At 65.7% G+C, this 12,059-nt stretch carries 9 protein-coding genes; 7 read left to right on the top strand and 2 right to left on the bottom strand.

Annotation, left to right across the window (positions count from 1 at the left end):
* A partial coding sequence (locus OXF11_15165) for an integrase family protein (protein ID MCY4488435.1) occupies positions 1–908 on the bottom strand: 908 nt, incomplete at its 3' end.
* 556 nt (positions 909–1,464) lie between these two features.
* Entirely contained in the window at positions 1,465–3,021 is a 1,557-nt protein-coding gene (locus OXF11_15160; protein ID MCY4488434.1) for a DUF924 family protein, read from the bottom strand.
* 331 nt (positions 3,022–3,352) lie between these two features.
* On the opposite strand from OXF11_15160, the gene OXF11_15155 reads away from it, so the two are divergent.
* The 7 genes from OXF11_15155 to OXF11_15125 all read left to right on the top strand — a co-directional run bounded on the left by OXF11_15155 (position 3,353) and on the right by OXF11_15125 (position 12,034).
* Entirely contained in the window at positions 3,353–5,017 is a 1,665-nt protein-coding gene (locus OXF11_15155; GenBank protein MCY4488433.1) for a multiheme c-type cytochrome, read from the top strand.
* Position 5,018: 1 nt separating this feature from the next.
* Positions 5,019–6,515: a hypothetical protein gene (locus tag OXF11_15150; GenBank protein ID MCY4488432.1), complete on the top strand. Its 1,497-nt coding sequence runs from the start codon at positions 5,019–5,021 to the stop codon at positions 6,513–6,515.
* A gap of 81 nt (positions 6,516–6,596) precedes the next feature.
* A complete protein-coding gene (locus OXF11_15145; GenBank protein MCY4488431.1) occupies positions 6,597–7,115 on the top strand; it encodes a hypothetical protein in 519 nt (172 codons plus the stop codon).
* Positions 7,116–7,227: 112 nt separating this feature from the next.
* Positions 7,228–8,484: a 2Fe-2S iron-sulfur cluster-binding protein gene (locus OXF11_15140; GenBank protein MCY4488430.1), complete on the top strand. Its 1,257-nt coding sequence runs from the start codon at positions 7,228–7,230 to the stop codon at positions 8,482–8,484.
* Between the two features lie 2 nt (positions 8,485–8,486).
* Positions 8,487–9,536 (top strand): multiheme c-type cytochrome, encoded by a 1,050-nt coding sequence (locus OXF11_15135; GenBank protein ID MCY4488429.1) that lies wholly within the window; start codon positions 8,487–8,489, stop codon positions 9,534–9,536.
* A 31-nt stretch (positions 9,537–9,567) separates the two neighbouring features.
* A complete protein-coding gene (locus OXF11_15130) occupies positions 9,568–11,187 on the top strand; it encodes a cyclic nucleotide-binding domain-containing protein (protein MCY4488428.1) in 1,620 nt (539 codons plus the stop codon).
* 61 nt (positions 11,188–11,248) lie between these two features.
* Complete coding sequence (locus tag OXF11_15125) at positions 11,249–12,034, top strand: hypothetical protein (protein ID MCY4488427.1); 786 nt, start codon at positions 11,249–11,251, stop codon at positions 12,032–12,034.
* Positions 12,035–12,059: the final 25 nt, after the last annotated feature.

Here is a 12,059-nt window from a genome sequence, read left to right as displayed (position 1 = left end):
GCCCGCCTGCGGAGCCTCATCCAGATCGCATCGAGGTTCGCGAGACGCGTTCCGGGCTTCCGCCCCGCGATCACCCACGGGTTGTCTTTCGTCCGCGGTATCCCCGCAAGCACCGCCTCCACCGCCGGCGTGAGCGGCACGCTGCGCCATCCCGTCTTGCCGTCCCTCAGCCGAAGCTCTTCCGCCGCGTGGTCCACGTCGTCCCACCTGAGCGTCAGGATCTCGTTCCGGCGGCAGCCCGTGAGCAGCAGCAGACGGAGCGCGGGGATCGCCGGGGGGAACACCGTGCCGTCGCCTTCCGCCTCGTCGAGCACCCGGCCCAGTTCGCGGTACTCATCGGGCGTCAGAAACCGTTCACGGCGCGTCTCCCTGTAGCGGCGCACCGACCGGCACGGATTGCGCCGCGGCGGCGTCATCCCCCAGGCTTCCGCAAGCCGGAACATGTGCGCTAGCGCCCCCACCGCCGCGTTCGCCTGATAGGGCTTCTCCCGGAGCTTGTGGTGGAGCTCCGAGACTTGCGGGCGGTCCACCTCCGAGAGCCGCCGATGGCCCAGCTCCGGCACGATGTACAGGCGCAGGATGCGCCCAAAGGCCTCCACCGTCGCAGGCCGGCAATTCACCCGCACATGGGCCTCCATGTAGCGCTCGGCGAGATCCGCCACCGTCGGCTCGGGCGCCAAAGGCGGAGGGTCGGGCTCAAGGCCCTGCTTGATGCGGTCTATGGCTAACGCGGCCTTGCGGCGGGCGTCGTCGGGTGTCAGAATCCCGTAGCGGCCGAGCGCGAAGCGCTTCGGCCCCCCGGCCGGTCCCCGGGTCTGCACGCACCAGACCTTGCGGCCCGACGCGTACACGCGAATGCCGAAGCCCGGAAGGTCCCGGTCCCAGACCACGGTGTCGCCCGATTCCACGGTGAGCGTATCGACGGCGCGCTTGGTGAGCTTGACGGGTTAGCGTGTGGGCATGAGGGGATTTCCTCCGGCCTCGGAACTCGAACCGAAAACCGAAAACCGAAAACCGAAAACCGAAGAAAAAGCTATCAGGACCGTAATCGTAACGCAACCTACTGGAATCGTAACCTGGAGTGTAGGATGTCATCAGCTGGCGCGGCTTGACCGAACGGCACAGGAGGATGAGTTATACGGAATCCACTATAAGGGACTAGAATATAGGGGGTTATTGCAAGGCTGTCGTGACGAGACTTGACATGACAGCGCTTGTCCGCTACCCGAGGGAATGGTGAGAATCAGGTGAGATCAGTACACAATATATGGGTCTTTTTCGCCTTGGGCTGCGTTGCTCTTCAATACCGGATCTGGCAGGAACCCGCTACCGTCCAACCGAGTGAAGCAGTCCGTCCGAGGGGGGGTCCAGAGGGCTATCCGGCCCGTCCTCACCATGACGGGCGGCCGGATCACATTCGAAGAGAAGTAGGCCCGGGCGCGTGCGAATTAACCACACGCAACACTAGACGCCCTTGTTGAGGATCAGGTGGTTGAGGCCGTCCTGGCGCCGGTACTTGACGCCGTCCGCGAACTTGAGCACGAGTTGGACCCCGACCCCGCCTCCCTCGACCCGGTCGGCGAGAAATGCCTCGAAATCCGGCTCCAGGGACTCGGCCAACGGATCGAACTCCCGGCCGTCGTCGACGATGTGCACGACCAGATTGCGGGTGTCGTCCTCAAGCTGGAGGTATACACGGATCTCGTGCTCGGCGGCGTCGTTGTATCCATAGTTGATGGTATTCATGACCCATTCTTCGAGAGCCAATTGAATCTCGAACAGGGCCTTGCCCGCGAACCCATGGCGTTCGGCGAACCCCTCGGTCTCCCGGGTGAGACGTTCGAGTTCCGCGCTGTCGTTCTTGAGGACGAGGCTGACAGCCTTGTTCGGATCGGCGACGGCGAACTCCACGGTCTTCTCGACTTCTACCACCGGCGGAGGCGTATGCGTGACAACGGCGTGGATCGCATCTACGTCGATGACCGGCGTCACTGAATACTTGGCGCTCTTCGGCGGCCAGGGCTCGTCGGGGTCCTTCAGAATGAGCGCCTTTATCTGCTGGAACAAATCCTCAACCACCGGCGCGCGGCATACCGCCTCGAACGCCCGCTCCTTCTCCCTCAACAACATGTGACGGTAGAGGGTGGTGTACGCCACGGCGCCGTCACCGCCGAGTTCGAACACGTCCATCAGGGAATCGGGCCCGTCCAGGGGAAGATTCGCCGCCTTGTGAAGCTCCGCCAGAGGCTCCGGCCGGATGCTGTTTTCGTCGAGACCATCCTCGAACCGGCAGAGTGCTCCCAGTACGGCGAAATAGTCCGGTCTCGGCGGCTGGGTGAAGGTCCACAGCGGCCGTACCGGGTCGCTGAGGTAACGGGGCTCGCCGGCCTTGTGCCCACGGCCCAGGATGGCGTTGCGGTGGGGGAAACGGCCGAAGATGAGCAGTGCGTCCGAGTGCTCGATGGAGGCCTTGATGAACGACCAGCTTATGAACTGGTTGAGCCTGCGGCGGCCCGACGGAACCGCTGCCACCAGTACCCTGCTCCATTGAACATACTTCTCGACGCATAATTCCTGCAGGGCGAGTTCCTCGGCGTGGGACAGCGGCACGTACACCCACATGCGCTCCATGATGTTGTACTCGGTCATGTCCCAACCGGTCGTGCAGAGATGTTCGGCCAGTCGTACGGTAACGGGGTCGTTGGCGTATGCCGCCGGAGTGCCGCGGTAGACACTGCGCGGAAACTGGTCCAGGACGATCAGCTTCGCGAGCAGGCCCTTGGGAGTTTCCCATTCCGGATCGGAGAAGAAGCCGTCGATGCCCTCCTTGTGGATCTCCTCGCACCAGTCTCGCTGCGCATCGAAGAACTCCCTGTCTTCCGCGCTACGCGCGAAGGGACCCAGCCGCCACATCAACATCCGGTCGCGCCAATTGTCCCGGCTGGCGTCACCGACGGAACGCATCTGCCCCAGCCAGAAGTTGAAGACTCCCTCGGGCGTCCTCGGAGAGATTGTCGTCATCGCCCTCCCACCGCTCTATCGGAGGAGCTTCAACGTGCCTGACCCTGAAACGTGATGATGGTTCCAGAACCTGAATGACCCGTGAAGTTCACCGATCAGAGGACAATTATGGCACAACGACTCATTTAATGATATATTTTGTCATATTTCGTGGAAACTTCTAATTTACGAACAATTGCATTTAGTTAGAAATAAAATGTTTACATCGCCATCATTGCGAAGTCTCTTCCTGCTGGTGTTGATGGGGGTTGGATCGACGGTCATCGCCGCCCAGGACGTACCTTCGAGAGAAGGAGCGGCGGATGCAACCCAAGCCCGGAGTGCCGCGGATATGCACGAGGCCGTGCTCACCGGGAACCGCTTTCCGTCCGCCACCGTCTGCGCCCAGTGCCACCCCAAGCAGTTCCGGGAATGGTCGGTGTCCCCCCATGCCTATGGCCAGCTCAGCTCCGTGGTCATGGCGTTCCAGAATGCCACCAACAGAAAAATCAGCTCCACCGCCGGCGACTTTTGCCAACGTTGCCATGCGCCGATAAGCGCGGCTCTGGGCACACCCGCCGCCAGGTCCAGCCTCGACCGCTCGGCCATCGAGCGCGAGAGCATCACTTGTGTGGCGTGCCACCGGGTGCGGCGGAACTTCGGCAAGATCACCGGGCGGTTCCCGATCGTGGAGGGGGACATCTACGCGCCGATGTACAGCGTCGACGACGGCACGCGGCTGAAAGAGATCCTGGACCAGCCCGGCAAGTACCCGGTCCAGCCCAGACGCGGCGAAACCGGACGCGCCATCCATGCGGAGATCAAGCCGTTCTTCGAGTTGCGTGAACCCGGCTTCTGCGGCGGCGTCTGCCACGAGGTCATCGCCCAGACCGGAGGCCGCAGCCACGAGATGCTGACCGAGTACAAGCGCTCCCCGGCGGCGGCCAAGGGCGTCACCTGCGTCGACTGTCACATGGGGACGGTCCAGGGCAAGGCCTCGCCGTTCGAACGCGGTCCGGCCGCGGTGGTGGGCGGCGTGCCCACCCCGGAACGGCGGTTGTCCAATCACTTCATGGCCGGCCCGGACTACTCCGTCGTCCACCCCGGCATCTTTCCCCACAATGCCGATGCCGCGAAGCTGAAGACCCCGCGGGAGTGGGTACAGTTCGACCATGAGGCGGGCTGGGGCACCGAGAAGTTCGAGGACTCGGTGCCCGCGGACCACGTCTTCCCCGAAGCGTGGCAATCCGTCGACGATCGCTTCGAGGCGCGTGACATCATCGGGGAGCAGCTCAAGTTGCTGGCCTGGGCCGACGGGCAGCGTCTGGAGGTTCTGCGCAACGGGTTCGGACTGTCGGAGGTCACGGACATCCGCGCCTCGGGCGACGGCCTGGCCTTCTCCCTCGCGGTGAAGAACCTCACCGACGGCCACTACGTGCCCACGAGTTTCGACATCAAGCGCACGGTGTTCCTGGAGGTTGGCGTCACCGATTCGTCCGGTAAGGTGGTCTACCGCTCGGGGGACCGGGACCCTAACGGCGACCTTCGGGACAAGCACTCGCGTTACGTGCTGGCCGGCCTGCTGCCGCACGACGACGACCTCTTCAACCTGCAGTCTAAGACCTACGTGGGGATCGTGCGCGGACCCGAACGCTCCCAGGTCCTGTCCCCGCCCATGTCCCTGACGGCCATGCCCATGGTCCGGCCAGACGGGCGCCCCACCATGCTCTATGGCCGCACCCGGGGAAGCAGGAAACACCGGACGGGAATCCCGGCCGGGCAGTCCCGCTCCGCCGACTACCGGGTTCCGGCGGACCGGCTCCGGCACGGCGAGAGCTACCACATCGACGCCCGGCTGATCTTCCAGCCGGTGCCCGTGAACCTCATCCACGCGAGCCAGCATATGGGATTCGACTACGGAATGAGTCCACGGGAAGTCGCCGACCGCATCGTCAAGGGCGCGGCCGAAGTCTGGCGCCGGACGGCAACGGTACGCTACGCGGCGGAGGGGCGGTAACGTGGCGGCAGCCGGGACCCGACGCAAGAACCGGTATGCTCTGACACTGGCGCTCGCCCTGCTGCTGGCCTTCATCGCTTCGCCGCGGCCGGCCCCGGCGGGTGACGACCCCGACCTGGACCTGCGAAAGGAACCGGTCCCGTTCCTCGATTCCGAAGATCTGCCGAAACGCGCCGGCGCCCTCATCGAACTGGGCCGCGGCATCAACGAGGGCGGACAACTCGACGACGGCATCGAGATCCCGACCGGCGCCGTGTGGCAGCCCGCGCTCTGGATCTACGGGTCGCTCCGGACCGCGGTCCTCTCCACCGACGGCGACCGGAGAACGCGCCGAAACGGCGACGTGTCGGAGTTGAGGAGCCGCCTGGACGTGTTCGCCAACCTGCAGCTCGCGGGCACCGAGCGCATTCAGGCCCATATGCGCCCGGTGGACAAGGCCGGGCGTTTCGCCGGCCAGACCCTATCGCCGTCATCGGCAAAGACCGCCTACAAGGCCGATTGGGACGACGACTTCGAGACCCTCTTCTTCGAGGGCGACATCGGCGAGATGTTTCCCCGGCTCGACCCGCGGGACCAGGGCGGGTGGGACATCGGCTTCGCCGTCGGCAAGTTTCCGGTGGAGCTTCAGAACGGTTATCTCGTGCGGGACGAGATGACCGCCGTCGGGCTGTCCAAGAACAACATCCGGTTCCCGGGCTCTTCCGGGATGCGCGTGCTCGGCCTCTGGGCCTTCCACCACGTCAACGAATCCGGCAACGCCCGCGACCGCCGCGACGTGGACCTGTTTGCGCTGTCGGTTGAGGGCGACTTCCCCTGGGGACTGCTGGAAGTGGACATCGGCGGCACCGTCGCGGACAAGCGGCGGGGCAACCAGATCAACGGCGGCATAGGCTGGACGGGCCATTTCGGCATCCACAACACGTCGGTTCACGCCAACTTTTCCAGCCACACCAACCAGACCATCGACGCGGCCCGGGGCCTCAACGTCCTGCCCAACGGCGTGGAGAAGGACTACGACGGGACGTTGCTGGTGCTGGGCTATTCCAGAGAAATAGGGCTTCAGCATGATCTGATCTACGCCACCGGCTACTGGGCCAACGGCTACTTCGGACGGCTCGCCAGCAACGCCAGCCCGACCCTCGGTCCCATCGGGCTGTCATTCGCCGGCGTCGGGCTCGGCGCCTACCGGCCCGCGCTGTGGCCGGCGCCGCTGGACTCTCTCGGCGCGGTTGTGGGGGTGCAGAGGTTCCTGTTGGAAGAAAGAGCCAACGTGACCCTGGAGTTGGCCCACCGATACGACCTGGCGCAGGACGACCCGTTCGGCAACACCAGCGGGTTCGCCGTAACCACGCGTATCCAGTACAAGATCGCCGAACGCTTCATGTTGCAGTTGGATGCCTTCTACGCCGTCCATTCCGACGACTCCGGGCCGCCACAGGATGCGGAATCGGACGAGGACTCTTCAGCCGTACGGCTGGAGCTCAGGGTCGGCCTGTAGACCAGGCTTTGCTTGCGGGAACGGACGCCGCTCTGGTGTTCGGAAGACAAGGACGAATCAGACGAAACAGAGGAGGTTCTGATGTTGAAGCTTGTACTCATTGCGTCCATGGCACTATGGGTTGCCATGCCCGGCATGGTGGCCGGGGAGGACGTTTGGCATGTGAAGGCCTTGAGCGATGGCAATACCCTCGGGGTCAAGGCGATCGACAGCGACGGCAAGATGCACGGAGTAAAGGCGGCCGGCGCGGGACAGGTCAAGGCCGTTCAGGCCAGGGTCGATGGCGAGATCCTGCCCATCAAGCTGATCGATCAGGGCGGCAAGCACTTGTCGGTCAAGGCGATCCGCAAGGACGGGAAGCTGATGGACATCAAGGCCATCGGCGAGGGCGGCAAGAAGCTCGATGTCAAGGGCGTGGCTCAAGACGGCCACGTGTTTCACATCAAGGCCATCGATGGTGACAAACGGCTCGGCGTGAAGGCCATCGGGCCGGAGGGGACCAACTGCGGCGTGAAGGGGTTGCGCCTGTCCGCGGACGCCCATGAGGGCGAAGTGAACGGCGTGAAGTTCCATGGTCACGTCAAGGCCATCTGCCCCTGACAACCGTCCGGCGAGCCCGGTCACGGCTTCCTGGCGACTCTCGTGTCCTGTCCGGCGAATCGGCCGGACAGGACACGAGACCGCGTTTCGGATAAGAGAATCTCTCGTGAGCATGGAAACGTGGCTGACATCGGCAATCCTCGTGGGCGTCGGAGCGCTAGTCGCCGCAATGGTGGTGGACGCGTGGTCACGCGCCGCGTGGCGGCGCCGGCGTCTGGCCCTCGACGTGGCACGATACTCGGCGCTGGCGGACGTGTTGGCCCGACGCGACGAGGCCATCGTCCAGAATCTCTCCCGGAGCAGGAGTTGGGACGGTTTTCGGAATTTTCGCGTCACCCGCAAGGTCCAGGAAGCGGACAACATCGTTTCCCTTTACCTCCGTCCGCATGACGGGCGGGCGGTGCCGGCGTTTCTTCCGGGCCAGTTCCTCACCTTCCGTTTCCACGACGAAACCGGAGGAACGCCGACCATCCGGTGCTATTCCCTCTCGCAGGCGTACAGTCCGGAGCTTGACTACAGAGTGACCATCAAGCGGCTGGCGCCGCCGCCCGACGCGCCGGCGGGCACCCCATGGGGAAAGTCGTCTTCCTATTTCCACGCGGTGGAGGAAGACAACGTCGTCGAGGTGGGTCCGCCGGCCGGACAATTCACCCTGGACCTGGCCGCGGGGCGGCCCGTGGTCTTCATCGCCGGCGGTATCGGCGTCACGCCGTTTCTCGCCATGACCGAACATCTGGCCCGGCACGAGCCCGACCGCGAAGCATGGCTCTTCCACGGCGTCAAGAACCCTCGGGAACAGGTGGCCGCCGACCCGCTCCGCGCCTGGGCCGAGAAACCCAACTTCCATTTCATCACCTGCTACAGCCAACCGTTGGAAGACGGCCAATCCGCCCAGCCGTTCAACGAAGAAAGCATCGTGACCCTCGATGTCCTGCGGCAGTGGCTGCCCTCCTCGAACTATGAGTTCTTCGTCTGCGGTCCGCCGCCGATGATGGCGGCGATCATGGAAGGCCTTCGGGAGTGGGGGGTGCCGCCCGGCTCCATCCACATGGAGGCGTTCTCCTCCGAGACCGTGCGCGAGATCGGCATGGCCAGTCTGCTGGCCGGACAAACCGCGACGTGGGAGGTAGCGTTCCGGGGCAACAACAAGAAGCTGCAATGGCGCGGGGACTCCGGGACGATACTGGACCTGGCCGAACGGAACGGCATCTTCCTGCCCTCGGGGTGCCGGGCCGGGAACTGCGGCACGTGCGCCGCGCCGGTGCTCGCGGGTTCTTTCACCTATCTCTCCAAGCCCGAGGCGAGGGTGGACCAGGGCAACTGCCTGGTGTGCATTTCGGTGCCCACCGAAGACATGGAGTTCGCGTGATCATGAAGCCGACCGCGCAACGACCTTTCCACGACCCGCGTCTGATAGTCGCAGCCGCGTTCCTGGCCGCCGTGTTTTCCCTCGGCCTCACGGGTCTCGCCAAGGCTCAGGAAAGTGTCCGCATACCGGGGCCCGGCCTCGACATTGGCGCCGTCCAAGGACCCAATGCCTGCGCCGAGTGCCACAAAAAGACCGCCCAGGTCTGGAAACGCACCGTTCACCACCGCGTGATCAAGGAGACCCATCGCTCCAAGGAGGCTCGGGCCTTCGCCAAGAGCCTGCGGGTCCGGCGCATCAAGGACCCCAAGGCGTTGTGCGCCACCTGCCACTACACGGTCCAGAAGGGAAAGAAACGTCCCAAGGCCATTGCCGGGATCTCGTGCGAGTCCTGCCACGGCGCGGCCCGGGACTGGATCAAGGTCCATGGCGAGTTCAGCGGCAAGAAGAAGGAAACCGAGTCCCCCGAGGAGGCCGCGGCCCGATGGACGCAGTCCGAGAAGGCCGGCATGATCCGGCCGCGCAACCTCTACAAGCTGGCGCGGAACTGCTACTCATGCCACGCCACCGGTCATGAGGACCTGATCAACGTCGGCGGACACCCTTCCGGCGGTCAATTCGAGCTCTTGTCCTGGACCATGGGCGAGGTCCGGCACAATGTCTGGTACACACCGGCCAACGACGAGGCCTCGCCGGCACGCAAACGCATGCTGTACCTGGCGGGCCTGTCGCTGTCCCTGGAGACCTCCCTGAAGGCGCTTTCCGAGGCCCGGAAGGCCGACGGCATGTATGCCGCGGATCTGCGGGTCAGGATCGGGCGGGCCAAGGCAGGTCTCGCCAAGGCCGCCGAGCGCCTGGCCGGAGTGGTCGAGCTCAAGGCCATGGTCGACGCCGTGCCGGCCCCGGGGGCCGCCGCGGCGCAACTGGAGGCATCCGCCGCCGCCGTGTCCGAGCAGGCGCGGCGGCTGTTGGAGCGCGACGGGGGCGGCATGGAGGCCCTCGATGGGATGCTGCCGGGCACGGGCGACTACGTCGGCAAAGTCGCCAAACCCTGACCGCCTCCCCGCGACCTGAAGGCGAAGGCGTATGTTCAGACAACTCTCCGCCAGTGAGCAGGAAGCCGTCCGCCAGGCGGTGACGCAGTCCCCACTGCTGTCGAGTATCGCCGCCGACGGGAGCGCGGCGGCCCGGTTCGAGGAGATCCTGGCTCAATACGCGCGACCCGTGCGTTTCGACGCGGGAGAGGTGGTGTGCCGCGAGGGCGACTACGGCAGCGTCCTCTACTTCGTCCTGGAAGGGTCGCTCCGGGTGGTGGTCGAGGACCCGGAGGGCGTGATGGCCCTTGCCGATCCGCCCCGCCTCGTGTCCATCGGACCCAAGCGGCGTTTCTGGGAATTCTGGAAAGCCCCCGAGGAAGAGGAAATCTTCGTGGTGGACGCCAACGTCCGGCAGAAGCTCGCCAACATGGACGAGGTGCTGGAGTCCTGCGAGACCGTCCGGCTCGAACCGTCTTCGGCGGACAACGCCATCGCCGGCGCTTTCGCCGTGCTGACCCGCTCGGCGTTCCGACGCACCGTGTTCGCCGAGACGCCGGTACGGCTCCTGGCCGTGCACTGGCGTGGCATGCGCGACATGACCGCCCTCGGCGATGCCCCGCGCCGGTCCATCAATGCCCACTGCCTGGCCGAGATCGTGGATCTGATGCGTTCGGGCAGGTTCGCCGTTCCGGTCTTCTCGCCGCTGCCGAAGAGCGCCCTGACCGCTCTCATGGAAACCGCGGACTTCCGGTTCGCCGGCGGTCCCTCCTCTGGATTTACCGCCCTCCGACAGGACGAGCCGGTCCGGGAAGTGTTCGTGGTCGTCTCCGGGTTCGGCCGCGTCCGTCATCTCTCCGCCGGCGAGAGCCACAGCGTCGGTTTCGTTCGCCGGGGCGATGTCTTCGGGCTCGCGGCGCTGGCCGCGGGCGGGCAAGGGGCCGCGAGCAAGACCTCCCTCGAGTTCCTGGGCGACACCAGTCTACTGGTGCTGCCGGGGACGGCGCTGATGGAGGACTGCCTCCCCTTCCTTTCCCATGAGGACATCACCCGCTGCGACCCCGCCGCCCGTGTCGAACTGGGCGATCCGGACACGACGACGTCCACGGCCCTGCGGGACCGCTCGCGCGAGGCTTCGCTGATCGACTTCCTCGTGGACAACGCTTTCGTCAGGGGCCGGCAGGCCATGGTCATCGACCAGACCCGCTGCGTGGGGTGCGATGCCTGCGTACAGGGTTGCGCCGATACCCATGGCGGTGTGCCGCGATTCGTCCGCCAGGGTCCCGCCAAGGGCGGCTACTCCGTCGCCAATGCCTGCATGCATTGCGAGGAAGCGCCGTGCCTGGTCAACTGCCCCACCGAAGCGGTGTTCCGGAAGTTCAGCGGAGAAGTGGTGGTGTCGGAAGTGCTGTGCATCGGTTGCGGCACCTGCACCGCGGCCTGTCCCTACGACAACATCCGGCTGGTGGAGATGGGGCTCAACGCCGAGGCGAAGGAACGGTCCATCCCCGTCGCCGCCAAATGCGATCTCTGTATCGGCCAGGAGACAGGCCCCGCATGCGTGCGCGCGTGCCCGCACGACGCCATCGCCCGCGTCGACCTTACCGACCATGAGCTGGTCGGGCGGCTGGCGGCGGGCACGCCGTTGCGCACACTGAACTCCAAGGGATGATGACCTCACCCGCCGGCAGCCAGGGGCCGCGAGCCGCGTCCTTCATCCACGGGCGGGTGCCGTGACGGCACGGATCGCCATCGGATGGCTCGCCGCGGGGGCGGCCGTACTGGCGGGCGCCGCGTGGTACCGCGTCGCCGACACCGCGCTGCTGCCCACGCCGCACTGGACCGGCTGGACCCTGGCCCTGGCCTTCCTGTTGCTGGGAGTGCACGGGATGCGGCGGGTCCAGCGGCGCTGGCCCGGGGCGGCGCGGTTGCGCGTGCACCTGCAACTCGGGTGGGTCGCCGCCCTGCTGTTCCTGGCCCACGGCGGCGGCTTGCCGCCGGGCGCCTTCCACCGCATCCTGTGGCTCTCCTTCGCCCTTGCCCTGGCATCCGGAGCCGTGGGCTTGCTCCTCGAAAGGCTCTGCACGCGCTGGCAACGGGACTGGGACGCGCTCCCTTACCCGCGCATCGCACAACAGCGCGCCGAGCTGGCGGCCGAGGCCGACGAAGCCTTCAACGAGATCGTGAAGCGCGGCTGCCCGCCCCTCATGGCGCGGCTCTACGCCCAGCGCCTGCTGCCGTTCCTGCGCCGTCCGGCCCATCCGTGGCAGCACTGGACCGGTTACGGGCGGCCCCTCGAGGAGGTCCTGGAGGAGCTGTCTTATGCCGGCCGAGAGCTGGCGGAAGACCCGGACTTCCTGCGGATCAAGGAGATCGTTATAGAGAAGACCCACCTCGATCAGCGTTGGGCGCTCTACTGGCTTCAGCGAGGGTGGCTGTTCGTCCACCTGCCCGCGTCCGCGGTGGCCGCGGTATTCGTGATCTTCCACATCGTGATCGTCCACTCGTTCGGGGGGTGAGAGCTGGCGAGACATCCCACAGATG

It is taken from the genome of Deltaproteobacteria bacterium (assembly GCA_026712905.1).
Lineage (GTDB): Bacteria > Desulfobacterota > Binatia > UBA9968 > JAJDTQ01 > JAJDTQ01.
Note: the sequence above shows the minus strand (reverse complement) of the source record. Positions and strands in the feature narration are given on the sequence as shown.